Origin of the sequence: Actinomadura keratinilytica, assembly GCF_039539665.1 — a bacterium.
Lineage (GTDB): Bacteria > Actinomycetota > Actinomycetes > Streptosporangiales > Streptosporangiaceae > Spirillospora > Spirillospora keratinilytica.
Window position 1 is genome coordinate 15,382 of record NZ_BAABDO010000036.1, and the last position, 25,534, is coordinate 40,915.

Annotated in this window: 25 protein-coding genes; 4 read left to right on the forward strand and 21 right to left on the reverse strand. The window is 74.1% G+C overall.

From position 1 onward, the window contains the following. Positions 1-29: 29 nt before the first annotated feature. The 6 genes from ABD879_RS14365 to ABD879_RS14390 form a co-directional block, all read right to left on the reverse strand. On the reverse strand, positions 30-740 hold the full coding sequence (locus tag ABD879_RS14365) for an endonuclease/exonuclease/phosphatase family protein (RefSeq protein WP_345021561.1): 711 nt from the start codon (positions 738-740) through the stop codon (positions 30-32). After that, positions 737-1,690 carry an ROK family glucokinase gene (locus ABD879_RS14370; protein ID WP_345021564.1) on the reverse strand — a complete coding sequence of 318 codons (954 nt, stop codon included), beginning with the start codon at positions 1,688-1,690 and terminating at the stop codon, positions 737-739. Before ABD879_RS14370 ends, ABD879_RS14365 begins: the two co-directional genes overlap by 4 nt. A gap of 50 nt (positions 1,691-1,740) precedes the next feature. After that, the gene (locus tag ABD879_RS14375; protein ID WP_345021566.1) at positions 1,741-2,202 is read right to left on the reverse strand and encodes a hypothetical protein; all 462 of its coding nucleotides are present in this window, start codon (positions 2,200-2,202) and stop codon (positions 1,741-1,743) included. Between the two features lie 75 nt (positions 2,203-2,277). Then, positions 2,278-2,712, reverse strand: a complete 435-nt coding sequence (locus ABD879_RS14380) for an SRPBCC family protein (protein WP_345021568.1) — start codon at positions 2,710-2,712, stop codon at positions 2,278-2,280. Between the two features lie 63 nt (positions 2,713-2,775). Then, positions 2,776-3,543, reverse strand: a complete 768-nt coding sequence (locus tag ABD879_RS14385; RefSeq protein WP_345021570.1) for a metallophosphoesterase family protein — start codon at positions 3,541-3,543, stop codon at positions 2,776-2,778. 114 nt (positions 3,544-3,657) lie between these two features. Further along, complete coding sequence (locus ABD879_RS14390) at positions 3,658-4,362, reverse strand: copper homeostasis protein CutC (RefSeq protein WP_345021573.1); 705 nt, start codon at positions 4,360-4,362, stop codon at positions 3,658-3,660. Positions 4,363-4,688: 326 nt separating this feature from the next. Here ABD879_RS14390 and ABD879_RS14395 point away from each other — a divergent pair, with 326 nt between their 5' ends. Beyond that, positions 4,689-6,479 carry an AMP-dependent synthetase/ligase gene (locus ABD879_RS14395; RefSeq protein ID WP_345021575.1) on the forward strand — a complete coding sequence of 597 codons (1,791 nt, stop codon included), beginning with the start codon at positions 4,689-4,691 and terminating at the stop codon, positions 6,477-6,479. Here ABD879_RS14395 and ABD879_RS14400 read toward each other — a convergent pair. From ABD879_RS14400 to ABD879_RS14435, 8 genes are all read right to left on the reverse strand, one after another. Next, on the reverse strand, positions 6,467-7,135 hold the full coding sequence (locus ABD879_RS14400; protein ID WP_345021577.1) for a GNAT family N-acetyltransferase: 669 nt from the start codon (positions 7,133-7,135) through the stop codon (positions 6,467-6,469). The two genes, ABD879_RS14395 and ABD879_RS14400, sit on opposite strands and share 13 nt — an antisense overlap. A gap of 58 nt (positions 7,136-7,193) precedes the next feature. Further along, positions 7,194-7,847 (reverse strand): NAD(P)H-binding protein, encoded by a 654-nt coding sequence (locus ABD879_RS14405; RefSeq protein WP_345021579.1) that lies wholly within the window; start codon positions 7,845-7,847, stop codon positions 7,194-7,196. Between the two features lie 142 nt (positions 7,848-7,989). Beyond that, a complete protein-coding gene (locus ABD879_RS14410) occupies positions 7,990-9,198 on the reverse strand; it encodes a DUF1996 domain-containing protein (RefSeq protein ID WP_345021581.1) in 1,209 nt (402 codons plus the stop codon). Positions 9,199-9,229: 31 nt separating this feature from the next. Beyond that, positions 9,230-9,874, reverse strand: coding sequence for a DUF4142 domain-containing protein (locus tag ABD879_RS14415; RefSeq protein WP_345021583.1), 645 nt, complete (start codon positions 9,872-9,874; stop codon positions 9,230-9,232). Positions 9,875-10,053: 179 nt separating this feature from the next. Continuing rightward, a complete protein-coding gene (locus ABD879_RS14420) occupies positions 10,054-11,547 on the reverse strand; it encodes an NADH-quinone oxidoreductase subunit NuoF family protein (RefSeq protein WP_345021585.1) in 1,494 nt (497 codons plus the stop codon). Next, on the reverse strand, positions 11,544-12,308 hold the full coding sequence (locus ABD879_RS14425) for a ferric reductase-like transmembrane domain-containing protein (protein WP_345021586.1): 765 nt from the start codon (positions 12,306-12,308) through the stop codon (positions 11,544-11,546). Before ABD879_RS14425 ends, ABD879_RS14420 begins: the two co-directional genes overlap by 4 nt. Continuing rightward, the gene (locus ABD879_RS14430; protein WP_345021588.1) at positions 12,292-13,932 is read right to left on the reverse strand and encodes a hypothetical protein; all 1,641 of its coding nucleotides are present in this window, start codon (positions 13,930-13,932) and stop codon (positions 12,292-12,294) included. Before ABD879_RS14430 ends, ABD879_RS14425 begins: the two co-directional genes overlap by 17 nt. Positions 13,933-14,535: 603 nt before the next feature. Next, the gene (locus ABD879_RS14435; protein WP_345021590.1) at positions 14,536-15,174 is read right to left on the reverse strand and encodes a TetR/AcrR family transcriptional regulator; all 639 of its coding nucleotides are present in this window, start codon (positions 15,172-15,174) and stop codon (positions 14,536-14,538) included. Positions 15,175-15,251: 77 nt separating this feature from the next. Here ABD879_RS14435 and ABD879_RS14440 point away from each other — a divergent pair, with 77 nt between their 5' ends. Continuing rightward, positions 15,252-16,481 (forward strand): MFS transporter, encoded by a 1,230-nt coding sequence (locus ABD879_RS14440; protein WP_345021591.1) that lies wholly within the window; start codon positions 15,252-15,254, stop codon positions 16,479-16,481. 464 nt (positions 16,482-16,945) lie between these two features. On the opposite strand, the gene ABD879_RS14445 is transcribed toward ABD879_RS14440, so the two are convergent. From ABD879_RS14445 to ctaE, 5 genes are all read right to left on the reverse strand, one after another. Further along, a complete protein-coding gene (locus tag ABD879_RS14445) occupies positions 16,946-18,079 on the reverse strand; it encodes a glycosyltransferase family 4 protein (RefSeq protein WP_345021593.1) in 1,134 nt (377 codons plus the stop codon). 84 nt (positions 18,080-18,163) lie between these two features. Continuing rightward, a complete protein-coding gene (gene qcrB, locus ABD879_RS14450) occupies positions 18,164-19,822 on the reverse strand; it encodes a cytochrome bc1 complex cytochrome b subunit (RefSeq protein ID WP_345021595.1) in 1,659 nt (552 codons plus the stop codon). Continuing rightward, positions 19,819-20,934, reverse strand: coding sequence for a cytochrome bc1 complex Rieske iron-sulfur subunit (gene qcrA, locus ABD879_RS14455; protein ID WP_345021597.1), 1,116 nt, complete (start codon positions 20,932-20,934; stop codon positions 19,819-19,821). The genes qcrB and qcrA overlap by 4 nt, the downstream gene beginning before the upstream one ends. Further along, on the reverse strand, positions 20,931-21,842 hold the full coding sequence (qcrC, locus tag ABD879_RS14460; RefSeq protein ID WP_345021598.1) for a cytochrome bc1 complex diheme cytochrome c subunit: 912 nt from the start codon (positions 21,840-21,842) through the stop codon (positions 20,931-20,933). Before qcrC ends, qcrA begins: the two co-directional genes overlap by 4 nt. Positions 21,843-21,889: 47 nt before the next feature. Beyond that, positions 21,890-22,549 (reverse strand): aa3-type cytochrome oxidase subunit III, encoded by a 660-nt coding sequence (gene ctaE, locus ABD879_RS14465; protein WP_345021599.1) that lies wholly within the window; start codon positions 22,547-22,549, stop codon positions 21,890-21,892. Positions 22,550-22,770: 221 nt separating this feature from the next. Between ctaE and ABD879_RS14470 the strand changes: the two genes are divergently transcribed. Together ABD879_RS14470 and trpD are read left to right on the forward strand one after the other, a co-directional pair. Further along, the gene (locus ABD879_RS14470) at positions 22,771-23,193 is read left to right on the forward strand and encodes a hypothetical protein (RefSeq protein WP_345021600.1); all 423 of its coding nucleotides are present in this window, start codon (positions 22,771-22,773) and stop codon (positions 23,191-23,193) included. 87 nt (positions 23,194-23,280) lie between these two features. After that, positions 23,281-24,330, forward strand: a complete 1,050-nt coding sequence (gene trpD, locus ABD879_RS14475) for an anthranilate phosphoribosyltransferase (protein WP_345021602.1) — start codon at positions 23,281-23,283, stop codon at positions 24,328-24,330. A 63-nt stretch (positions 24,331-24,393) separates the two neighbouring features. Here trpD and ABD879_RS14480 read toward each other — a convergent pair whose 3' ends face one another. Together ABD879_RS14480 and ABD879_RS14485 are read right to left on the reverse strand one after the other, a co-directional pair. Then, positions 24,394-24,681 carry an Lrp/AsnC family transcriptional regulator gene (locus tag ABD879_RS14480; protein ID WP_345021604.1) on the reverse strand — a complete coding sequence of 96 codons (288 nt, stop codon included), beginning with the start codon at positions 24,679-24,681 and terminating at the stop codon, positions 24,394-24,396. A 94-nt stretch (positions 24,682-24,775) separates the two neighbouring features. Further along, positions 24,776-25,522: a rhomboid family intramembrane serine protease gene (locus ABD879_RS14485; protein ID WP_345021606.1), complete on the reverse strand. Its 747-nt coding sequence runs from the start codon at positions 25,520-25,522 to the stop codon at positions 24,776-24,778. Between the last annotated feature and the right edge of the window lie 12 nt (positions 25,523-25,534).

The following is a 25,534-nucleotide window of genomic DNA, read 5'->3' on the forward strand; positions in this document are numbered from 1 at the left end:
CGGCACCCGCCGGCGGCGCCGCGGCGGGTTCAGGCGAGGCGGATCTCGGCCAGGACGGGGCGGTGGTCGGTGGCCGCGGCGTAGTCGGCCATGACCGCCGGGTCGTCCGGGACGCCGCACGCCGCGATCTCGACGCCCGGGTCGGCGAACACGCCGTCGATGCGCCTGCGGGGCGAGCGCGCCGAGAAGGTCGGCCCCTCCCCCTTGGGCGCGGTGGCGTAGGCGTCCTGGAACACGCCGGTGAGCAGGTCCCAGGACGCGCCGCCGGGCTCCTCGTTGACGTCCCCGGCCAGCACCACGGGCGCGTCGTAGCGCCGGCGGGCGCGGTCCAGCAGTTCCAGCACCTCGGCGGTGTGCGTCCGCCGCGGCTCGTCCTTCAGGTCCAGATGCGTGCTGGCGGCGATGAGGCGCCGACCGGACCCGACCTCCAGCACCGCGACCGCCAGCCCGCGCCGGTGCAGGCCCGGCACGGGCGACAGCAGGTGGTGCTCGCCGCGCACGACCCGGACGCGGGGCCCGGCCAGCACCGCCAGGCCGGCGGGGCGCCGCCCCGCCGCGACGGTCAGCCCGCAGCCGCGGGCCAGGCGCCACCGCTTGCAGCGCCACCCCAGGAACCGCGGCACCTCCTGCAGGCACGCCGCGTCCGGCTCCAGGGCGCGCACGACCCGCGTCACGGCGGCGGGGTCGTCCCGCAGCGAACGGATGTTGTAGCTGAGGATCCGGACCGTTCCCACGCTCACAGCGGGTCGGTGCGGGCGAGGTCGGCGGCGCCGACGATGCCGGCGGCCGACCCCAGCTCGGCGATGCGGATCTCGGGCAGCGGGCGGTGGCCGCGGCCGGTCAGCGCGTTCTGGAACGCCTCCCGGGTCGGGTCGAGCAGCAGGTCGCCCGCGTCGGACAGGCCGCCGCCGATGATGAACGCGCCCGGGTCGAGGATGGCCGACAGGTCGGCCAGGCCCTGCCCGGCCCACCGGGCGACGGTGCGGAAGCACTCCAGCGCCGCCTTGTCGCCCTCCCGCGCCGCCTGGGTGATCTCCGGGCCGCTGATGCCCTCCGGGCTGCCCCCGCCGAGCTCCAGCAGCCGCCCGGCCATCGCCGGGGCGACCCGGGCCAGCTCGCGGGCCTCGTGCACCAGCGCGTTGCCGCTGGCGTACTGCTCCCAGCAGCCGCGGTTGCCGCAGCCGCAGCGCCGCCCGTCCGGCACCACCCGGAAGTGCCCGACCTCGGCGCCGATGCCGAAGCGGCCCCGGTACAGCTCGCCGTTGAAGATGATGCCGCCGCCGATGCCGGTGCCCAGCGTGACCAGGACGATGAAGTCGTGCCCGCGCCCGGCGCCGTAGCGGGCCTCGCCCCAGGCGGTGGCGTTGCCGTCGTTCTCCACCACCACCGGCAGCCCGACCAGGTTCTCCACCTTCTCCTTGATGGGCTCGTCGCGCCAGGCCAGGTTCGGCGCGAACAGCACGGTCGAGCGGGTCTGGTCGACGAAGCCCGCCGTGCCGAGGCCCACCGCCCGCACGCCCTCGAACTTGCCCTTCAGCAGGTCGACGACCTCGGCGATGACGTCGGCGATCTCCTGGGGGTCGGTGGAGGGGGTGGGCCTGCGCACCTGCTCCAGGATGCGCCCCCCGTCGTCGACCACCCCGGCGGCGACCTTCGTTCCGCCCACATCCACGCCGATGGTCAGGGCCATCTACCCTTCCTCCTCCTCGCGACGCCCCGGACGGGGAGCCCGTCCGCGCCCTAGCCGATGTCGATGGGGTCCGCGGCGGCGCCGCGCCCCGAGCCGCGGGCGTCCGGGCCGGTCCGCCCGCCGCGGGTGCGTTCGTACGCCGCCAGCACGTCCAGCGCCGCGGCCATCAGGGAGCGGCCCGCCTCCCGCACGTGCTCGGCCACGTCCGGGCCGGATTCGCGGGCCAGCGCGATGGCGCGGCAGACCGGGCAATCCTGGCATTCCGGAGCGCCGGTGGCGATCCGCGGGGGCCGGTGCGGCGCGCGCCGCCCCTCCTCCCGCTCCTCCTCGCGCGCCTCGGCGGTGACGCGGGCCCACACGTCCCCGCCGTCGCCGCCGCGGCCGGGGCGGCGGTCCCGGCGGTCGTCGCGGGGCGCGCCGCCGAGGACGTCACCGAGCCCGCCGACCCGCCTGCGCAGCGCGTCGAGGAGCCGCACCGCCTCGTCGAGGACGTCGCCTGGCTGCTCGTTCATGCCTGCCATTGTCCACCTGTCGCCGACACAAGGGCAGCGCCGCCCGCCCGGGGCGGCCGCCCCGGCCCCCCGGGGTCAGCCCTCCACGTGCCGTTTGAGGCCCTTGAGCGCCGAGTCGATGATCCGCTTCTCGGCCTTGCGCCGCACCATGCCGATCATCGGCACCCGCACGTCGACGGCCAGCTCGTAGGTGACCTCGGTGCCGCCGTCCGCCTCGGTGAGCAGGTACGAGCCGTGCAGCCCGGTGACCACGCCGCCCTGCTCCACCAGCTCCCAGCGCACCCGCTCGTCGCCCTCCCACCGGTAGGACAGGCCGACGGTGTCGCTGAACGGGCCGCCGTCGAAGGTCAGCCGGGCCAGGCTGGCCCGCCCGTCCGGCCCGGTCTCCCGCACCGCGACCTCGCGGATGCCGCTCGCCCACCGCGGATAGGACTCCAGGTCGGCGATCACCGCCATGACCTCGGCCCGGTCCGCCTTGATCGTGATGGAAGAACTCGTCCGGTCCGCCATCGCCGTCTTCCTCCGCCTCGTCAGCCGCGGGGCCCCCGCCCGCGGGTCCACCGAAAGTATCCGTCACACCGACAGCGCGTAGGGCACCCCGCTGGCCCGGAAGTGGCCGACGTTGACGCACTCGGTGCGGCCGATGCGGACGCGCCGCGCGAGCGGCTGGTGGACGTGCCCGAACAGAACGTAGCGCGGCTGGGTGTCCTTGATCAGTTCGAGGACGGCCTCGCTGCCGCGCTCGAACCGGCGGGCCACGGTGTCGTACAGCAGCTCGGGCACCGCCGGCGGGATGTGGCAGCACAGCACGTCCACCTGCCCCACCGCGGCGACCTTGGCGGCGTAGGCGTCGTCGTCCAGCTCGTAGGGGGTGCGGTACTCGGTGCGCAGCCCGCCCCCGACGAAGCCGAACCGCAGCCCGCCGATCTCCGCGGTCTCGCCGTCCAGCACCCGGTGCCCGTCGCGGGCGTACTCGGCCCACATGTGCGGCAGGTCGACGTTGCCGTAGGTGAGGTAGGCGGGCGTCGGCATGGCCTCGAACAGCTCGGCGTACTGCTTGCGGACGGCGCGTTCGATGTGCGGCCAGGCGCCGCCGTCCAGGGAGTCCCACAGCGCCCGGGAGAACGCGCGCGCCTCGTCGAAGCGCTTCTGCGTGCGCAGCGCGATGAGGCGGTCGGCGTTGCTGCGGCCGAACAGCTCCGCGAAGATCCCCTGCGCGTGGTCGGAGTAGTCGATGAACAGGATCAGGTCGCCGAGGCAGATGAGCGCGTCCGCGCCATCGCCTGCGCGCCGGAGGGCGTCCGCGCGGCCGTGCACGTCGCTCACCACGTGGATCCGCATGAGCAGACTTTAGAACCGCCGCCGTCCGCACGCGAGACTTGATCATGCCCGCGGGACGTGCTCGCGCGCGGTCGCCCTCGCGCGGTCATGCCCGCGTGCTCAAGCCCGCGGGGGTCACGCCTCCCGGGGGCGCGCCGCCGACACCAGCGCGCGCCAGTCGGCGACCAGGGCGGGGTCGACGGGGCGGCGCCAGGACCCGTCGGACCGCACCGCGGTGCCCACGTGGAAGGCGGTGACGCCCGCGGCGGCCAGCGGGGCGACGTGCCGGCGGCGCAGCCCGCCGCCCGCGACGATCAGCGACGCGGCGTCCGGCACCTCGGCGGCGCGCCGCACCAGCAGGTCCAGCCCGGCGTCCACGCCGCGCGGCGAGCCCGCGGTCAGCACGGTGTCCGGCCCGCCGTGCGCCTCCCGCAGCGTCCGCCAGGCCGCGGCCGGGTCGGCGGCGTGGTCGATCGCGCGGTGGAAGGTCCAGGGCAGCGGGCCCGCGGCCGACGCCAGCTTGCCGGTCGAGCCCAGGTCCAGGTGGCCGAACGGGTCGAGGAACCCCAGCACGAAGCCGTCGGCGCCGCAGTCGCGCAGCCGCCGCGCGGTCTCCAGCAGCCGCGACAGCTCGCGCCCGGTGGTGCCGAACCCGGCGTTGGCGCGCAGCATGACCCGCATCGGCAGCGTCGTGGCGCGCCGCGCCTCGGCCACGACGTGCGGGTCGGGCGTCAGGCCGTCGGCGGCCATGTCGGCGACCAGCTCGATGCGGTCGGCGCCGCCCTCCTGCGCGGCGCGCGCGTCGGCCGCGGTCAGTGCGATCACTTCGAGCAGCGCCATCGCCCCGCCCCCGTCCCGGCTCGCATGCGGTCGCGTTCCACCTGGTCAGCGTAGGCGGGCGGGGACGCGTGCGAGCGGTGTCCGGCCGGGCCTTTGCCGGTCTGTTAACCGCGGCGGCGCCGGGCCCGGCGCCGCCGTCCCGGCACCGCGGCGAAAGGACGGCGAGCGCCTCGACGGCCGTTTTCCTACTCGCGGGTATCCTTTCGGGCAGTCAAGCCTGTACCGTCGTGCCCGCCGATCCGCAGAAATCCGACCCGCGAACATCCGTCGATCCGGAAAAGATCGATCCGCACCAAGCACCCGCACAGTTCGACCGAGGAGTGGCCGTGCGCGAGTTCAGCGTCCCCGCGATGGTGGAGGTCGCCGAATCCACCAACCTGACCGACGCACCGTTCTCCCGGGCCGCCGAACGGCCCGGCCAGATCGTCCTGCGGCGCAAGGACGGCGCGTCCTGGCGCCCGGTCACCGCCCGGGAGTTCGCCGCCGAGGTGACCCGGCTCGCCAAGGGCCTGGTGGCGGCCGGCGTGCAGCCCGGCGACCGGGTGGCCCTGATGTCGCGCACCCGCTACGAGTGGACGCTGATCGACTACGCCGTCTGGGCGGCGGGCGCGGTGACCGTGCCGATCTACGAGACGTCCTCGGCCGAGCAGGTCGAGTGGATCGCCGGCGACTCGGGCGCCGTCTGCGCGTTCGTCGAGACCGACGCCCACCGCGCGACGTTCGAGGAGGTCCGGGACCGGCTCCCGGGCCTTTCGCATGTCTGGGTGATCGACGACGGCGGCCTCGACACCGCCGCCGAGCTGGGCGAGGGCGTCGACGACGCGGTCATCGAGGAGCGCCGCCGGTCCCGCACGTCCGGCGACCTGGCCACCCTCGTCTACACCTCCGGCACCACCGGCCGGCCCAAGGGCTGCGAGCTGACCCACGGGAACCTGGTGCTGACCGCGCGCAACGGCGTGCAGGGCGCGATCTCCGAGATCGCCGTGGCGGGCAGCTCGACGCTGCTGTTCCTGCCGCTGGCGCATGTGTTCGCCCGGCTGATCCAGGTCGCCACCATCGAGGGCGGCATCGTCCTCGGGCACAGCGACATCGCCGGCCTGCTGCCCGACCTGGCCTCGTTCCGGCCGACCTTCCTGCTGGCCGTGCCGCGCGTGTTCGAGAAGGTCTACAACGGGGCCGAGCAGAAGGCCATCGCCGAGGGCAAGGGGAAGATCTTCAAGGCGGCCGCCGACACCGCCATCGCCTACAGCCGGGCGCTGCAGGAGGGCTCGCCCGGCCTGGGCCTGCGGCTGCGGCACAAGGTGTTCGACGCGCTGGTGTACAAGAAGCTGCGGGCGGCCGTCGGGGGCCGGGTGCAGTACGCCGTGTCCGGCGGCGCCGCGCTCGGCGAACGGCTCGGCCACTTCTTCCGCGGGGTGGGCATCACCATCCTGGAGGGCTACGGGCTGACCGAGACCACCGCGCCCGCGACGGTCAACCGGCCCAGCCGGTTGCGCATCGGCACGGTCGGGCAGCCCCTGCCCGGCGTGTCGGTCCGCATCGCCGAGGACGGCGAGGTGCTGGTCAAGGGCGTCAACGTGCTGCGCGGCTACTGGAACAACGAGGCCGCCACCAAGGAGGCCCTGGAGGACGGCTGGTTCCACACCGGCGACCTGGGCGCGCTCGACGACGAGGGCTTCCTGCGCATCACCGGCCGCAAGAAGGAGATCCTGGTGACCGCGGCGGGCAAGAACGTGGCGCCCGCCCCGCTGGAGGACCGGCTGCGCGCGCATCCGCTGGTCAGCCAGTGCCTGGTGGTCGGCGACGGCCGCAAGTTCATCAGCGCGCTGATCACGCTGGACGAGGAGGCGCTCGGCCCCTGGAAGGAGCGGCACGGCAAGCCCGCGGGCATGACGCTGGACGAGCTGCGCCGCGACCCCGACGTGATCGCCGAGATCGACGCGGCGGTCGCCGCGGCCAACAGGGCCGTCTCGCACGCCGAGGCGATCAAGAAGTACCGCATCCTCGGCGTCGACTTCACCGAGGAGGCCGGGCACATGACGCCCAGCCTCAAGGTCCGCCGCCACGTGGTGATGAAGGACTTCGCCGCGGAGATCGACGCCCTCTACGAGGACTGACCGGCGCCGTGCCGCCCGGCCGGACCGGCCGGGCGGGCCGCCCATTCGGTGCTGCGGCCGAGGTAGGTGAGCGGCCCCGGGTCGGCGATCGGGATCTCGTGGAATCCCAGCCGGTCGTAGAAGGCGCGGGCCGCGGTGTTGGCCGTGACCATGCCCAGGTGGACGGCCCGGACGCCCTTGCGCCGCAGCGCGTCCAGGAAGGTGCGCATCAGGGTGCGGCCGTGCCCCTGCCGCTGGTGCTCGGGCAGCAGGTCGATGTGCAGGTGGGCGGGGTAGTCCTCCAGGCCGGGCACCAGCATGCGCTCGGGGTCGTGCATCAGCCCGACCATCTCGTCGCTGGGCGTCGCGGGCGGCCCGTCGGGGGCGGGGTAGCGGTCCCGGACCATCGGCAGCCACGAGGCCCGGTACGCCTGGACGAACGCGGCGGTGTCGGCGGTGCCGAGGATGTAGCCGACCGCGCGTTCGCCGTCGTCCAGCACGAAGGCCAGGTCGGGTTCGAGATGCAGGTAGGGGCCGGCGAAGATGCTCGGCATCAGCTCCGTGTCGGGGTAGATGTGCCGCGAATCCCCGCCCAGGTGGGCGGTGCGCACGCAGACGTCGTAGACGGCGTCGCGGTCGCCGGGGCGGTAGGGGCGGATGACGGGTGCAGCGCTCACCGGCCCATCATGAAGCGCGTGGGAGCGCTCCCACAACCCGTTTTCACGCACCCGCCCGTCACAGGGCGGCGACGGCCTCGGCGATCGGGACGTCGCCGCCCACCAGCTCCAGGGTGCGGCGGCTGACGGACGGGGCGTCCAGCAGCGCCACGATCACGGCGGCGACGTCGTCGCGGGTGACGTCGCCGCGGCCGACCGGCGGCTCGGCCAGGGTGACGCGGCCGGTGCCGGGGTCGTCGGTGAGCCGTCCCGGACGCAGGATCACCCAGTCCAGGTCGCGGCCGCGCAGGTCGTCCTCGGCCTCCCCCTTGGCCTTGACGTAGGCGGCCCAGACCTCGTCGGTGCCCGGCCGCGGCGGCTGCCCCGCCCCCATCGAGGAGATCTGGACGAACCGGCGGATCCCCGTGCGCTCGGCCGCGTCGGCCATCAGCACCGAGGCGGCCCGGTCGACGGTGTCCTTGCGGGCGGCGCCGCTGCCCGGCCCGGCCCCGGCGGCGAACACGACCGCGTCGGCGCCGTCGGCGCGCCGGGCCACCTCCGCCACGCCCGCGTGCTCCAGGTCGCACACGACGGGTTCGGCGCCCGCGGCCCGCACGTCGCCGGCGTGGTCGGGGTTGCGGATCAGGGACCGCACCCGGTCCCCGCGCGCGGCCAGCAGCCGCGCCAGCCGCAGTGCGATCTTCCCGTGGCCTCCCGCGATCACAACGTCCATGCCGCCGATCCTAGGCGGCCGGGCGGGCCGCGGCTCCGGCGCCCCGAGCCCGCGGCGCCGTCACGGCGCGGGCACGGCCGGCGGGGTGCGCCGGAAGTCCTCTACCTTCCCCACCGGCCGTGCGTCCGAGGGCGGATCCCCGCTAGGTGCAGTTGCGTCCGCTGTTGATGCAGTTGACGACGGTCCGCATCAGGTTGTCGGGCATGACGTTGGCGAAGTCGGCGTGGTCGGTCACCGGGTCGTGGGCCTGCTCGGGGAACGAGTCCACGGCGAACGCCTCCGCCCGGTTGGGCAGGTCGTACCGGAGCGTCATGCGCAGCTGCGGGATCGCCCGGGTGCCGGCCGGGCAGGCGCCGTTCCGGTCGGGGAACACCACGTGCGTGCGGTGGTTGGCGCTGTCGGTGTTCTGGCCGTCCCAGCAGCTGGGGAACTCCAGGATGCGGGTCACCTGGCTGTTGCCGGGGCACAGCGGGTACTTGTCGGTGAACGCGCGGTTCTCCTGGCCGGAGCAGGTCCACAGGGCGCGGGCGTTGGCGGTGCCGTTGGTGCCCGCCTTGGCGTCGCCGGTGATGATCCGCAGGAAGCGCGGCATGGCGACGACCCTGCTGCGCGCGTTGCCGCGGAACTCCAGCCGCGCCTCCGTCGGCAGGACGATCTTGCCCAGGTTGCCGTCGGCGGTGCTCTGCGCCGCGGTCGGCGAGTCGTCCTGCCGGGCGCGGTCGCGCATCACGGGCCAGAAGTAGGCGGACTTGTCGCCCCGGGCGCACGTGGTGCCCGCCGCGGCCAGGCTCTCGTCGGTCGACTGCCCGTCGGTCGACAGGTTGCCCACGTAGTCGTGGGTGTGCTGGGCGCCGTTCTGCACACCGGGCGCCACGATGAAGTTGTCGGGGTTGTGGTGGTTGTTCTGGTTGGTTCCGCAGCGCGACACGAACGTCCCGCGCGAGCCGTTGCGTCCGACGCGCGGCTGGTTGCGCCGCGGCGCCTGCGCGATCGGGGCGAAGTCGTCGGCGTCCGGGCCCGGGACGACGCCCTGCTGCCCCTGCCCCTGGCCCTGGTTCTGCCCCTGCCCCTGGTTCTGGTCCTGCCCCTGGTTCTGGCCTTGGTTCTGGCCCTGCCCCTGCTCTTGGCCCTGGTTCTGGTCTCCTTGGTTCTGACCGTCCCGGCCGTTCTGCTGCCGGCCGTCCAGGCCGCCGCGTCCGGCGTCGCCGTTCCCCTGGCCGTCTCGGGGGCCGCCGGCCGCGGCCGCGGCGAGCGGTTCGCCGGGCGCCGCCCAGGCCGCGGGCCGGGCGACCGAGGCGGCCACCAGCAGGGCGGCCGGAACGGCCACGGCGATGCCTTTCTTCTTGCGCATTGAGATCTCCCTTGGAAGCGGGGTCGGGGACCTACTTGGAAACGAGGGACTCCTGTGTGGCCAGACCCGTGCTCTCCAGCAAGGTCAGATGGGTGTTGACATAGCGCAGCGCGCGTTCGGCGAAGGCGCGCATTTCGGTGTTGCGGCTTTCGGAACGGACCTGCGCGATCACCGGGAAGACCTTTCCGTGCGCGGTGCGCAGCCGCAGCACGAACGTCCGGTCGAAGTCGGCGCCGGTGACCCTGGACATCTCCCGCAGCCACCCCTGCTGGTCGGAGCTGGGCTGGCTGGGCAGCAGCACGCCCAGCCGCTGGGCCGTGGTGCGGGTGTCGGCGTCCAGCTGCGCGTGCTGCTCGGCGATCATCTGGCCGACCTCCTTGACCCGGGCGCTGCCCGCCCGCTGCTGGGCCATCTGGCCCGCGGGCCCCTCCCACAGCCCGGCCAGGCGGACCTTGACCAGCAGGTCGCGGTCGCGCGGGCTCAGCGGGCCCCAGCGGGTGTCGGTCGTGCCCCCGGTGAGCGCGGGCGCCCCGCCGGCCGCCGCGCCGCCCGGCGGGCTGAGCACGACGAACAGCGCCGCCCCCACCGCGACCACCGCGACCGCGGCCAGGAGCACCTGGCTGCGCCCGAAACGCCGCAGCGCGCGAATCTCCGCCGCTCCATAAGACTTTCCCACGCGGAATCATGCCCCTTTCTGTGATCGCGTCGGCCGGTCCGACGGGGGTCGCCGGTGAATACGCGGCGGAACGGTTCTCCGGTTCATTCTGATCACCCTTTTCCCGCGTTTTCTCCGCGTCTTTTCGCGGGCGGCGCCGTACGCGCGCACCGGTCGCGGCGCGCTTTCCACGGGCGGTGTCACGCCGGGGTCACCCGCAGGGCCAGGGCGGGGCACATCGCGATGGCGCGCTGCACGTCGCGCTCCATCCAGGACGGGATCTCGGTGCCCAGCACCTGCGGGAACCCGTAGCGGTCGAGCTGGATCAGCTCCGGCAGCAGGTAGGCGCACAGGCCGTGCCCGTCGCAGCGCCCCCAGTCGATGGCGACCTTGCCCTCCGAGCCCTTGGGCACGGGCAGCGGCAGCACGCCGAACGTCTTCATGCCGCAGTCGCCGCCGCGCATGTGCAGGTCGATGTCGGCGGCGAAGGCGTCCAGCGCCGACACGACGAACTTGGCGGTGCCGTCGGGGTGCGTGCAGGCGCCGCGGCCGCGCCCGATCCCGGCGGCGCGCCGCACGTCGTCGGGGATGGCGGACCCGGACTTCAGCGCGTTCAGCGTGCGCACGATCTCCGGCAGGCCCAGGCGGCACGGTCCGCACTGCCCCGCCGAGTCGCGCGCCAGGTACGACACGATGCGGGTGACCTCGCCGAGCGGGCACGTCCCCTCGGTGAGCGGCACGATGATGCCCGCGCCGACCGTCCCGCCGACCGTGCGCATCCCCTTGCGGGACAGCACCGCCATGTTCGCCTTCCGCTGGTCCAGCCACAGGCCGTGGTAGCCGCCGACCAGCACGGCCGGGCCGGGCGGGACGTCGCAGTAGTCCAGGACGGTCCGCAGCGGGGTGCCGAGCGGCGCCTCGACGACCTTGGTGCCGCCGATGGTCAGCAGCGTCGTGCCGGGCTCGTCCTCGGTGCCGGCCGAGGCGTACAGGTCGGGGCCCAGCGAGGTCAGCACCGCCAGCTGCGCGAACGTCTCGGTGTTGGACAGCAGGGTGGGGCAGCCGTCCACGCCGCGTTCGGCGGCGCGGACCTTGCGGGTCGGCGGCACCGGCATCTCGCCGTTGATGGCGTTGATGACCGCGCCGGCCTGGCCGGAGATGAACCGCTCGGCCAGCAGCACCACCCGGGCCGGCATGCGCCGCTCGGTGATGGCGGCGCGGATCGACCGGGCGGCCTCCTCGCTCTCCACCGCCACCACGATGCGTCGGGTGCCGAGCGCGGTGGCGGCGATCTCGGCGCCGTCCAGCACCAGGTGCGGGGCCCGGGTGAGCAGCACCTTGTCCTTGTAGCTGGCGGGCTCGCCCTCGGCGCCGTTGACCACGACCACCGCGTCCTCGCTGTCGCGGCGGTCGTCGCGCTCCTCGCCGGGCAGCAGGTCGGTCTGGTCGGCCGACGGGTACCGGATCCGCGACGCCACCGCCATGATCTTGCGGGCGAACGGGAAGCCGGCGCCGCCGCGGCCGCGCAGATCGACCTGCTCGCACATCTTGACCAGGTCCTCCAGCATCGGCGTGTGCAGCTTGCCGTGCACGGCCAGGTGCCGGCTCAGGTCCAGGCGCTCGAAGCGGTCGAAGCCGAGCGTCAGCCGGGGTCCGCCGATGTTGCCGACGGTGATCGCGGAGGTGGACGTCATCGCACCGCCTCACCTCCGCCGCCCGCCCGGGACGCCGGCAGCGGGTCGGCCGCGCCGGGCGCCTGGACCACGGTGCGCGGCGCCACGGTGGACGGGTCGGTCATGCCCTGGCCGACGTAGCGGATCTCGCGCGGCTTGCCCGCCGCGAACAGCCGCGTGACCAGGGCCAGGAAGACCGCGCCCGCGCACATGATGTAGCTGAGGTTCACCCAGTTCGCCGCGGCGCGTCCGGCGGTGAGGCCGTGCACCAGGGCCAGCGGCCAGGCGACGTAGGCGATCGCGTGCATGGACCGCCACACCCACGGCGCGCCGCCGCGGAAGGCGAACCGGACGCGCAGCACCCCGGTCAGCCCGAGGAAGAGCATCATCTCCATGGCCAGGGTGCCGAGCCCGATCGGGCCGAAGCTGGGCACCACGATCTGCGCCGGGGAGGCCAGCCCGCCGAGCACCTTGACGGTGAAGTGCGCGATCACGCACGTCACCGACAGCAGGGACGCGGCCCGGTGCACGCCCTGGATGAGCACCCGGTGCCGGATGTGCAGGATGAACCGGTCGGTGGCCAGCAGTCCGGTCACCACGGCGGCGGTCAGCGTCAGCAGCGTGAACACGCCCACGTAGTAGTTCAGGAACGCCTGCACCTTGCCGGCCGCGGCGGCGCCCGGCGGGGTGGCCGCTCCCACCAGCACCAGCACCGAGGCGAGCGCGATGGCCCACAGCGCCCAGGACGGCAGGACGGGCTCGTCGCTACTGCGGATCTTCACTGGTCGAACTCCTATCCGGTGTTGCGGGAGGCGCGGAGTTTTCCTGTCCGGCTCCGGCACCGTTGCCCCTGCCGTTGCCGTCGCCGTTTCCGTTGCCGCGTCCGGGCGCCTCGTCGCCGCCCTGGCCCGTGGACGCGGAGTCCTCCGCGGGGGCGACCGGCCCGAGGTTGGCCAGCAGCCCGCCGGGAAGCACCTGCATCGCCCCGCGCTGGGCGAACCCCAGCAGCGGGTCGGCCTGCTCGCGGAACGTCCAGCCGCCGATCCGCGCGCCCTCCAGCGGCACCCCTTCGGCGCCGCGGCGCAGGCCGAACTGCACCTCGGCGCGCGGGGCGGGCGCGCCGCCGCAGGGCCGTGCCGTACCGGTCCGGCCGAGCAGGTCGCCGCGCTCGACCGCGCTGCCGTCCCGCAGCGCGGCGACGTTGCGCATCCGGTAGTAGGCGCTGGCCAGGCCGCTGTCGTGCAGCACCATGACCAGCGCGTTGCCCGCCCCGTCGCGGCAGAAGCGGTAGAACCGGCCGTCGCCCGCGGCCAGCACCCGCCCGTCCCCGCCGGAGAACGCCAGGGTGCCGAGCGGCCGGCCCGGCTGCGCCCCGCCCTCGGCGGCCGTGCCCATCGACCAGATCTCGCCGATCTTCCAGGGCAGCATGAGCCGGTCCGCGGCGCGGGACCCGTTGGTGGCGATGGCGGCCTGCTGGGCCGTGACGGAGCTGAAGCGGGCCAGCGCCGCGGCCTCGTCGGCCGGCATCAGCCCGGCGGGCACCCGGCCGAGCTGCGCGGCGAACGCGCCGGAGCCCGACAGCGCGGTCTGCCAGCGGCCCAGCGACCAGCGCGCCACGAAGAACGCCACCTCGGGCATCGCCGAGCGGGTGGCCGGCACCGGGAGCGCGGTGGTGCCGAACGCCCAGGTGCGGTCGGCGCTCATCCGGATGGTGGCGACGACGGGCGGCCCGGCGGGCTCGGCCCCGTACGCCTGCCGGGCCGCCGGGCCGCGCTGCAGCAGGGTGACGCGGCGGACCTGCGCGGTCAGCGCTCCCACGTCGGGCGCGGTCGGCGTGGACGCGCCGGGGTTCTGGGCGGGGCGCACCGGGGGCGTGCTGGGCCGCGGCGCGGCCGACGCGAAGCGCGCCGGGGGCAGCGCGCACGCGGAGCCGGCCTGCTGCGGCGTGCCGATGGGACCGCCCTCCAGGACGGCGCGCTCCACGACGGCGAGCAGCGCCAGGCCGACGACGACGGACAGCGCCAGCGCGCCCGCGCTCAGCCGGTCGGTCTGGCCGAACTTGATCCGCGTACGCGGCGCCGCCGGAGCGGCGTCGTCCCGCCGCCGCGGCCGGTCCGGGGTCCGCGCGCCCTTCGCGCCCCGCCGCTGCCTGCCGCCGCGCCGCCGGTGCCCGTCCGCCCGCTCGCGTGCCGTCCGGGCGGGCGGGCGCCCCTCGGCCGCGAGCGTGCGGGGGCGCGGCGCGAGGTCCCGCGGGTCGTAGCCCAGGTCGGGGGACGTGGCGGTGATGTCCGGGTGCGGGGCTGCTTCCGGGGCCGGGCCCGTGGCGGCGGGGAAGGGGCCGCCGGCGGTGAAGCGCGTGCTGGGATGCCCTTCGGGAGAGCGCCGTTCGCTGAGGGGGCGCGCCAAGGCGCTCCGGCCGCGGCCGGGCGGCTCGGAGCGCCGGGTGGAGCGCCGCCGGGGAAGCTCGGGCGGCTCGGGCTGCGGTTCGCTGAAGGACGGTCCGGGCGGCCGCCCGGGGGGCGGCTCGTCCGATGGGCGCCCGCCGAACAGCCACTCCTCGGCCGCCCCGGACGAGCGGGAACGCTGGGGGCGCGTCCCCTGCCGCTGCCGCCGGCTCCGGGAGCGCCGGCGGCCGTCCGGCCGGTCATTCCAGAAGCGCGCGTACGCCTCCGCCTGTGCGTACGCGTCTTCCTGCGCATTCGCAGAGGTCTCGTGCGGAGACACGTATGCCGTCCGCGGCGACGCATAGGTGAAGCCTTGAGACGCATGCCTGCCGTCGCGTTGCGCCATGCCCCTCTCCTGTCAAAGGAGGCGGAGCGCTCGGCGAACGCAGGCGTAAGGCCCCTACCGCGCCGGGCCCGCTCATACCCGGCGCCGGTTCCCTGAGACAGTGCGGCCGCCACGCCGGGAGCCCGCTCTACTCCCGTGGCGTCCGAGGGCGTCCCCCTCGTCGGGGTCGGCCCGCACCCACGGAGCATACGCCCCATGAGCCACTCCGATGAGCACCGGTCACGAAAAATCGGCGTTCGCCAGTGCCATACGCACGAAGGCGGTCAGATGTTCACGCATTTCGGTGGCCGCTTGCGGACCGTCGACGGGAGTGCGGAACAGCTCGGCGAGCTGCGGAAACGCCAGGGGCGTCAGGGCCAGGCCGATCAGCGTGAGCAGCAGCCGCCCGATCTCGGGCGACGGCTCGCGCCCCAGGTGCGCGGCCAGCGAGTCGATCTTGTCCTGGCAGTGCGCGATCCGCCGCCGCTGCTCGGGCAGGCTCTCGGTGCGGCCGTACAGCCCCTCCCACAGCAGCAGCCGCGCCAGGTCGGGGTGCCCGCGGTAGTAGTCGAACATCCGCCCCACCCACCCGGCCGGGTCGTCGCCCGGCAGCGCGGTGACCTCGACCAGCTCGTCCAGCGCGGTCTCGATCACGGCGTCGAACAGCTTCTCCTTGCTGCCGAAGTAGCCGTAGATCCGCTCCTTGTTGACGCCGGCCCGGCGCGCGATGCGGTCCACCCGGGCACCGGCGATGCCGTGCTCGGCGAACTCCTCGCGGGCGGCGGCGAGCAGCGCCCGCCGGGTGGACTCGGCGCGCGGCGAGGCGGCCCTGCCGGGCGCGGCGGAGGCGGCGGAGGTGGACGGGGCGTCGCTGGGCATGGGGGACATGATAGCCAGTCTTGGCCACCAACCGGTTGGTTGACTTCCAACCGGTTGGTTGGCTACCGTCGCCGAGCATGGAGTGCACCACGTCCCCACCGATGGCGTCCGCGGCCTCCGCCGACCGGAGCCGCCACGCCCCCGCCGTCCCAACGGCCGCGGTGCTGGGCCTCACCGCGCTGCTGGCCACCTCGCAGCTGTACGGGATGATCCCGCTGCTCGGCCCGGCCGCCGCGGGCTGGCGTACCGGCGCGGCGTCGCTGACCTGGCTGGTCAGCGCGTTCGGGTTCGGGTACGCGGTCGGCTTCCTGCTGTTCGGCCCGCTGTCGGACCGGTTCGGGCGCCGCCGCGTCATCGTCGCCGGCATCGCCGCCACGGCCGTCACCACGGGGCTGGTGGCCGCGGCCCCCGGCCCGCACGCCGCGCTGGCCCTGCGCGTGCTGCAGGGGCTGACCACCGGCGCGTTCCCGCCCGTGGCCATGGCCTACATCGCCGAACGCGTCGCCCCCCGCCACCGGCTCACCACCGTGACCCTGCTGACCACCGGGTTCCTGTCGGCCGCGGTGGTCGGGCAGCTGGTCGCGCAGGGGCTGGCCGCGGCACTGGGCTGGCGCGCGTTCTTCGCCGCCGGCGCCGCCGCGTTCGCCCTGCTCGCCGCCGCCCTGGCACGGGTGCTGCTGCCGGACGAGCCGCGCGCCGGCGGCTCCCCGCTGGACGCCTACCGGGCCATGCCGCCGCTGCTGGTCCGGCGCGACCTGCTGCCGCTCTACCTGACCACGACCACGGTGCTGGCCGCGTTCGTGGCGATCTACACCGGGCTGCAGCTGACCGGCACGACCGGGCTGCTCGAACTGCGGGCGAGCGCGCTGCCGGTGATCCTGGCCGTGCCGTTCCTCGCGTCGCGGCTGTCGCGGGTGCCCGCCCCCGCGCGGCTGGCCCCGGCCCTCGCCGCGGCGGCGGCGGGCGTGGCCCTGGTCGGCCTGCTGCACCCCGGCACGCTCGGGCTGGCGCTGCTGCTCATGCTGGTCACCGCGGGCATCGCGGTCGCCGTCCCCACCCTGATCGACACGATCGGGTCCCGGGCCGGCGCCGCCCGCGCGCCCGCCGTCTCGCTGTACTCGGCGCTGCTGTTCGCCGGGGCGAGCCTGGGCCCGCAGATCGCCGGAGCGCTGGCCGCGCACGGCCTGGCGGCGCTCGGTTTCGCCCTGTCCGCCCTGCTGGCGGCGGGCGCGGCGGTGCCGCTGGTCCGCCCGCGCACCGCCCGCACCGCCCGCTCCGGCCGCTCCGGTCGGCGGTCGCGGCCTTAGCGCTGTCTGATTTGTCGCTTAACTGGGCTTTAACGGGGTTCGCGGCGCGGCACGCCCGCCCTAGCGTCGGGAACGTCATCGGCCGTCGGCGCAACGGAGGAGGTGCCCCGATGAACGACCCCCGCAGCGGGGCGGCCCACCCCTTCTCCCGTCCCGCCGCGGCCGCATGCCGGGGTCGCGCCCCGGGCTCCCGTCCACGCACCCCCGATCCCGCCGGCCCGGCCCGTTCTCACCGAGCGCCCGCCTCCAGGTCCTCCCCCGCACAGGGCGCCGGAGACGGCACCGCCGGGATCATCCGCCCTCCTCGGAAAGGGGCCGCGTGGAACTGGTCAGCGGGAGCCGGGGCGGCCCCACCCGCACACCGCCGGCGCCTCGCCGCGGTCCCCTGACCGGCCGGTTCCGCGACGGGCGCCCCACCGACGGCGCGGCGGCGGGGACCCCGCGGAACCGGCCCCCTGCGTCGATCACGGGTTGAGCAGCGCGTCCAGACGGGCGGCCTGCACGTCCCAGCGCCACTCGGCCTCCACCCAGGCGCGTCCGCGCTGCCCCATCTCCCGGGCCCTGCCCGGATCGCGGAGCAGACCGGCCACGGCGGCGGCCACGGCGGGCACCGAACGCCCCCGCACCACCACGCCCGTCTCGCCGTCCAGCACCGCGTCGGGCGCGCCGCCGGAATCCCCCGCGACGACGGGCAGCCCCGTGGCGGACGCCTCCAGGTAGACGATGCCGAGCCCTTCGACGTCCAGCCCCCTGCGGCGCGTACGGCACGGCATGGCGAACACGTCGCCCGCGTCGTAGTGGGCGGGCAGCTCCTCCCACGGCACGCTGCCGGTGAACACCACCGCGTCGGCCACGCCCAGCGAAGCGGCCAGGCGCTCGAGCTGAGGCCGGTACGGCCCCCCGCCGACGAGCAGCAACGCCGCGTCCGGCACCTCCCGCCGCACACGTGGCAAGGCGTGGATGAGCGCGTCCTGCCCCTTGCGCGGCACCAGCCGCGACACGCACACGACGACGGGACGGCCCGTCAGCCCGTACCGTTCGCGGATCTGCTCTCCCCCAGCGCCGGGGAAAAAGACCTTCTCGTCCACGCCCGGAGCCAGACGGGACATGCGCGCGGCGGCAGAGGGGGACAGCGCCCGCGCCATACGCGACCGGGTGTACTCCCCCAGGTACGTCAGCACGTCCACGGTGTCGCCGATGCGGCGCAGCACCCGGCGCGCCACCGGCAGCGACGCCCATCCGGCCTCGTGCCCGTGGGTGACGCCGACGAACCGCTCCACCCCGTACCGGCGCAGCGGCGCGGCGAGCAGCCCCAGCGGGGCGGCGGCCCCGAACAGCACCGAGTCGCACCCCTCCGCCCGGGCGATGTCGCCCGCGCGGCGCAGCACGGACGGCTCGGGCAGCATCAGCGACGTGGGGTGCCGCACCACCGGGAACGGCTGCGCGGCGTCGAACGCCGCCGCTCCCTTCCAGGCGGGCGCGTACACCACGACCGAACCGGCCGGGCGCCGCAGCGCCAGATTGTGCACGAACGCCTGGATGCCGCCCGGCCGCGGCGGGAAGTCGTTGGTGACGACGAGGGTGCGCGTGGAGTCCATGGACCTGCCAGTCAGTCGGATGACGCGAGGGCCCGCCACCGTGCGCGGTGACGGGCCCTCGTCGTGGCGAATTCGGCGGGATGCCTAGCGGCTGAGCTCCTTCTGCCCGGCGCCGCTGTGCGCCGCCTCCTCGACCTCGTGGTGCTCGCCGTGGTGGCCCTTGTCCTCGACGGGGATGTCGTCGAAGGTCCAGGCCCGCTGCAGCCGCGAGCGCAGGAAGCCCATCGGGCCCTTGGTGCCCGGAGCGGGGACGCCGGACGCGTCCAGCGCCGGGGCCTCCGGCTTGGCGTTCTCCTTGCTCAGGATGACGATCTTGTCGTCCTCCTTCACCGGATCGTGCCGCTCGCTGAACTTGCCCTCGGGCGACATGACGATGATGCCGCTCTCCACGCCGTGGTCGATGACCGCCGCGTCCTTGCGCTGCAGGCCCAGGCAGATCCGCTTGGTGATGATGTACGCCAGGACCGGCCCGACGAAGACCGCGACCCGGAAGAACCAGGTGGTCGCGAACAGCGAGACGTGGAACCGCTCGGCGAGCAGGTCGTTGGCGCCCGCCAGCCACAGCAGCCCGTAGAAGGTGACGGCCGCCACGCCCACGCCGGTGCGGACCGGGGCGTTGCGCGGCCGGTCGTTGACGTGGTGGCTGCGGTTGTCGCCGGTCACCCACCGTTCGATGAACGGCCAGGCCGCCGCACCGCCGAACACGATGCCCAGCGGCAGCAGCGCGGGGATCAGCACGTTCAGGCTCAGCGTGTGGCCCGCGGCGGTGATCTCCCAGCCGGGCATGATGCGCAGCGAGCCCTCGAGCACGCCCATGTAGAAGTCGGGCTGCGAACCCGCCGAGATGGCGCCCGGGTCGTACGGCCCGAACAGCCAGATCGGGTTGATCTGGGTGAGCGTCGACAGCAGCGCCAGCACCCCGAAGGTGAACAGGAAGTAGGCGCCCGTCTTGGCCATGAACACCGGGTAGAACGGGTAGCCGTAGACCTGCTTCTCGGTCTGGTTGCGGGTCGGCATCGCGGTGTGCTTCTGATGCCACATGATCATCATGTGCGCCGTGACCAGCGCCAGGATGATGCCCGGGATCAGCAGCACGTGCAGGGTGAACAGGCGCGGGATCAGGTCGCCGTTGTCGCCCTCGGGGAACTCGCCGCCGAACAGGAACATGTACCCGTAGGTGCCGACGAGCGGGATCGCCTCGAGCACGCCCTGGGTGATGCGCAGACCGGTGCCCGACAGCAGGTCGTCCGGCAGCGAGTAGCCGAACAGGCCCTCGACCATGCCCAGCGTGAACATGCCGATGCCGATCAGCCAGTTCAGCTCGCGCGGCTTGCGGTAGGCGCCGGTGAAGAACACCCGCAGCATGTGCGCCATGATCGACGCCATGAACAGGATGGCGGCCCAGTGGTGCAGCTGCCGCATGAGCAGGCCGCCGCGCACGTCGAAGCTGATGTGCAGCGCCGAGGCGTACGCCTCGGACATCTTCACGCCGTTGAGCTTGGTGTAGGAGCCGTCGTAGATCACCTCGTGCATGCTCGGCTTGAACCACAGCGTGAGGAACGTGCCGGTCAGCAGGAGGATGACGAACGAGTACAGGGCGATCTCGCCCAGCATGAACGACCAGTGGTCGGGGAACACCTTGCGCGCGTTGCGCTTGAAGAACGTGGTGGACCCCAGGCGGTCGTCGAGGAAGTTCAACGACCCCTCGATCGCCTTCGGGGCGGCCGGTGCGGTCTGGCTCATCCGCGCTCCCAGAAGCTCGGCCCGATGGGCTCGGGGAAGTCGCCGGTGGCCACCAGGTAGCCCTCTTCGTCCTTGGCCAGCGGCAGCTGCGGCAGCGGCCGCGCCGCCGGCCCGAAGACGACCTTGGCCCCGTCAGTGGCGTCGAAGGTCGACTGGTGGCACGGGCACAGGATGTGGTGGGTGGTCTGCTCGTACAGCGCCGCCGGGCAGCCCACGTGCGTGCAGATCTTCGAGTAGGCCACGATCCCGTTGACGTGCCAGTTCTCGCGGCCCTTGACGGGCTTGAGCTGGTCCGGCGGGATGTTGATGAGGATCGTGACCGCCTTGGCGACCTCGTTCAGCGGGTGCTCGGCGTGCTCCTCGATGCCCTCCGGCACCACGGTGATCATGCCGCCGGGGGTGGCGAAGTCGCTGGCCTTGAGCGGCTTGTTGGTGCCGTCCACCACCAGGCGGACGCCCTTCTTGCCCTCCGCCTTGGCCCGGCGGACGGCCTCGCCCCAGTAGGTGTGGCGCAGCCGCTTCTCCGGCAGCGGCCCGAGGTCGCGCAGCAGCACCAGCGGCGCCAGGCCCAGCGGCGCGGCGGCCAGCAGCAGGGTGCGGCGCAGCAGCGGCCGCTTGGTGATGCCGCTCTCCTTGGCGCCGTCCAGGAACGTCTTGGTGAACGCCTCCCGGGTGGCGTCGTCGGCGCGCAGCTCGTGCCGCTCCTGCACGAGCGGCTTGCTGGTCATCAGGCGCCGCACCCAGATGGTGACGCCGATGGCCATCGCGAGGAACGCCAGCGTCATCGTGCCGCCGAGCCACAGGTTGGACTCGCGGGCCCGGTCGATGCCGTGCATGCCGCCGTCGCGGCCGCTCCATCCGATGTAGTAGGCGATGAACGCCACGCTGGCGGCGAAGGCGAGCAGGAAGAACGCGGCCACCACGCGCTCGGCGCGCTTGGCCGACTGCTCGTCGAGCTCCTCGCCCGCGCCCTCGGGGGCGGAGACGTCGCCCTCGGGCAGCAGCCGCCGCTCGGCGGCGGGGGACGGCGTGCCGACCACGCGTCCGGGCGCGCCGCCCTCCTCCCCCGGCCGCTGCGCGCCGCCGGTGCCTTGGTCCTTGTTCTCGCTCATGACTTCTTCAGCTTCTTCGGCTTCTTCGCGGTGATCCACATCGCCGCCAGGACGAGCAGGCTGAGTCCGATCAGCCAGCCCGCCAGGCCCTCGGAGACCGGGCCGACGCGGCCCAGGCCGTTACCGCCCGGGTTGGGCTCCTCGCGCGTCTGCACCAGGTAGGCGATGATGTCCCGCTTGTTCTCGGGCGTCAGCGTGGTGTCGTTGAACACCGGCATCGCCTGCGGGCCGGTCAGCATGGCCTCGTAGATCTGCGTCGGCGTCACGTCGCTGGTGTCCAGCGGCGGGGCGTACTTGCCGCCGGTCAGCGCGCCGCCCGAGCCCACGAAGTTGTGGCACTGGGCGCAGTTGGTGCGGAACAGCTTGCCGCCGGCCGCCGCGTTGCCCTTGGCCGGGTCCACCTGGTCGGCGGTCGGCACCGAGGGGCCGCCGCCCAGCGAGGCGATGTAGGCGCGCAGGTCGGCCAGGTTCTTCTCGGCCTGGGCCTTCCGCTTCTCGGCGGCCTCGCGCTTCTCCGGCTCGTGGTAGTCGGTCTTGACGTCGACGTCGAACTCGGGGATCGGCCGTTTCCGCGGCATCTGCGCGCCCGGGTTCATCGCCGGCATCCGGCCCGTGCTGACCTGGAAGTCGACCGAGGCGGCACCGACCCCGAGCAGGCTGGGGGCGATCGCCTTGCCGTCGGCGTCCTTGGTGCCCTCGCCGTTCTGGCCGTGGCAGCTGGCGCAGTTCTTGTTGTACAGCTGCCGGCCGTTCTGCAGATCCTCGGCTGCCTGGGCGTTGCCGGCCGCCTCGGCGCGGTTGTTCTGCGGCGTGAAGCCGGCATAGAGGACGCCGATCGCCGCCAGGGCCGCCAGGACGACGGCGTAGCCCGCCCATGGGCGCCGTCGCCATGCGGTGAACCTTTTCACGGAAATCCCCGTTCGGGTCATGATCGTCGGTACGAGGGTTGGGAAGGTCAGATGTCGAGCAGATAGATCGCGCCGAACAGGCCGATCCACACCACGTCGACGAAGTGCCAGTAGTACGACACCACGATCGCGCTCGTCGCCTGCTCGTGGGTCCACCGCTTCGCGGCGTAGGTGCGGCCCAGGACGAACAGGAACGCGATCAGCCCGCCGGTCACGTGCAGGCCGTGGAAGCCCGTGGTCATGTAGAAGACCGACCCGTACGCCGAGGAGGACAGGGTCAGGCCGTCCTTGGTGACCAGGTTGTAGTACTCGAAGCACTGGCCGGCCACGAAGTACGCGCCCATCAGGAAGGTCAGCACGTACCACTCGCGCAGACCCCAGCCGCGCACGTTCAGCAGGCTACCGGAGCGGCCGACCTTGCCGGCCTCGGCCTTGAACACGCCCATCTGGCAGGTCACCGACGAAAGCACCAGGATCGTGGTGTTGAACGTCGACAGCGGAAGGTCCAGGGGGGCGCCGGGCCACGCGTCGTGGCCCTCCTGACCGATCGTCACGGAGCGGATCGTGAAGAACATCGCGAACAGAGCCGCGAAGAACATCAGCTCGGACGACAGCCAGACGATCGTCCCCACGCTGACGAGGTTGGGACGGTTCGCCCGAGCGTGAGGTGTTGTCTCTATCGCGGTTGCTGTTGCCACGGGCAGCATTATTACGTCACCTGTCCGCCGACCCGTGCATGACCCCCCATCAGCGGCTCTTCGCGGTGTTCACACGGCGGCTCGGCGGCCCGCCGCCCCCGCGGCGCGCGGCCCGTCCCGCAGGGCCGGGAGCCCGTCCGGGCGCCGGAGGACGGGCCGGGGGCGGCGGGCGGGCGCGGCGGGTCGGCCGCCTCGCTCCCGCGCGGGCGGAGCGGGTAGCCTTCTCTGCCATGAGCACCGCGCCGGAGAGCCCCGTGAAGGTTCTCGTCTACAGCGACGACGCCGACACCCGCGCCCAGATCAAGATGGCGATCGGCCGCCGGCCCGCCGCCGACCTGCCCAAGGTCGAGTACGTGGAGATCGCCACCCAGCCCGCCGTGGTGGAGCGGCTCGACCGCGGCGACATCGACGTCATGGTGGTCGACGCCGAGGCGCAGCCCGCCGGGGGCCTCGGGGTGTGCCGGCAGGCCAAGGACGAGGTGTACGACTGCCCGCCGGTGCTCGCCGTCATCGCCCGGCGCGACGACGGCTGGCTGGCGACCTGGTCGCGGGCCGACGCCGTGGTGAGCCGGCCGCTGGACCCGATGGCGGTGGCCCGCGCGGTGGCCGACCTGGTGCGCAAGCGCACCGCCGACCGCCTCCCGGCCGTCTAGCCGACGAGCCCCGACCGACCGCCTGAACCCGCCCCGTCCGGCCGCTGGCCGGGCGGGCCGGGCCGACCCGCCCCTCGGGGGAGCACCATGGATGCGCGCACCACCTGGCCGGCGCTGCTGGGCGCCCTGCTCGACGGAGAGTCGCTGTCCAGCGAGGAGACCGCCTGGGCCATGAACACGATCATGGCCGGGGAGGCGACCGACGTGCAGATCGCCGGGTTCGCGGTGGCCATGCGCGCCAAGGGCGAGACGGTGGCGGAGGTGGCCGGCCTGGCCGAGGGCATGCTGGCCCACGCCACCGAGATCACGGTGCCCGGCCGCATCGCCGACCTGGTCGGCACCGGCGGCGACCGCGCGCACACCGTCAACATCTCCACGATGGCGGCGGTGGTGGCGGCCGCGGCGGGCGTGCGGGTGGTCAAGCACGGCAACCGCGCGGCCTCGTCGTCGTGCGGCGCGGCCGACCTGCTGGAGGCGCTGGGTGTGGCCATCGACCTGCCGCCCCGGCACAACGCCCGGGTGGCCGAGGAGCTGGGCATCGCGTTCTGCTTCGCGCCGCTGTACCACCCGGCGTTCAAGCACGTGGCCAAGCCGCGCCGCGAGCTGGGCACCCCCACGGTGTTCAACTTCCTGGGGCCGCTGACCAACCCGGCCCGCCCCACCTGCCAGGCGGTGGGCGTGTTCCACCCGCGCATGGCGGGCGTCATCGCGGGCGTGTTCGCCGAGCGGGGCTGCTCGTCGCTGGTGTTCCGCGGCGACGACGGGCTCGACGAGCTGACCACCACCGGCACGTCCACGGTGTGGGTGGTGCGCGACGGCGCGGCCACCGAGACCACCTTCGACCCGGCCGAGCTGGGCATCCCCCGGGCCAAGCCGGAGGACCTGCGCGGCGCCGACGCCGCCTACAACGCGGGGGTGGCCCGCGCGGTGTTCGCCGGCGAGCGCGGCCCCGTCCGCGACATGGTGCTGCTGAACGCGGCGGCGCTGATGGTGGCCTACGACGGCGTCCCGGCCGCCGACGGGCTGACCGCGGCGCTGGGCGAGGCGCTGGGCCGCGCCGCCGAGGCCGTCGACTCCGGCGCCGCCTCCGCCCTTCTCGACCGCTGGGTCGCCACCACCCGGTCCCTCAAGGGCTGACGCGGCCTTCCCGGCGTGGACGCGCCCGGGGCCCGCGCAGGACGGCCCCGGGCGCGTCGCCGCTCAGTCGGAGTCGGGCAGGCCGAGGGAGAAGGCCGCCTCCAGGTCGTGCTGGGAGTAGGTGCGGAAGGCGATGTGGGTCTCGGTGTCGAGGATGCCGGGGACCTTGTTGAGGCGGCCCGGGATGACGTCGTTCAGCTCCTCGTGCCGGCGCACCCGCACCATCGCGATCAGGTCGTACTCGCCGGTCACCGAGTAGACCTCGCTGACGTTGTCCAGTGCGGCGACCGCCTCGGCCACCTCGTGGATGCGCGCCACGTCGGTCTTGACGAACACGATGGCGGTGACCACCGCTACCTCCCCAGCCTCTGGCCCGGTCTCTGCTCTGACGACGACCCGTACGGCGTCCGGTACGGCGTCTCGGGTGCGACCCCGTCGCCCGACTCTACCCGCGGCTGAGCGCGGCGATCTTGCGGGCCGGGCCGGCGCGCCGGGCCAGCAGCGCGAACAGCATGCCCGCCACGAAGCCGTAGATGTGCGCGACGTAGGCGACGTTGCTGTCGTCGTCGCCCGTCGACAGCCACTGGATGATGAACCAGTAGCCCAGCACCGTCCACACCGGCAGGCGGATCACCACGGGCATGACCAGGCTGACGATGCGGCCGCGGGGGTTGAGCACCAGGTAGGCGCCCAGCACTCCGGCGATGGCCCCGGACGCGCCGATGAGCGGCGTGCCGGTGTCGGCGGAGGTGTAGGCGTACCCGTACACCGCGACCAGGCCGAACGCCAGGTAGCTGAGCAGGTACCGGCGGCGGCCGAGGCGGTCCTCCACGCCCTGCCCGACGACGAACAGGGCGACCAGGTTGCCGATCAGGTGCAGCGCCCCCGAGTGCAGGAACATCGAGGTGAACGCCGACACCCACGGGGTCTTGTCGTAGTTCACCGGGCCGCAGCGGCGGACGATCGAGTCGGGCGGCGGCAGCTGCCGCCCGGTGGTCAGCTCCTCGGGCACGGCGCCGTGCTCCAGCACGAACACGGCGGCGCGGCACTCGCGGGCCCGGCCCTCCCCGTACCAGGTGGCGAAGTTGGCCATGGGGGTGAGCAGGTACACGACGACGTTCACCGCCACCAGCGTGTAGGTGACCCAGGGCACCCTGCGGGTCGGCTGGCTGTCGTACAGCGGCAGGGCCATGCGCGGGAGGCT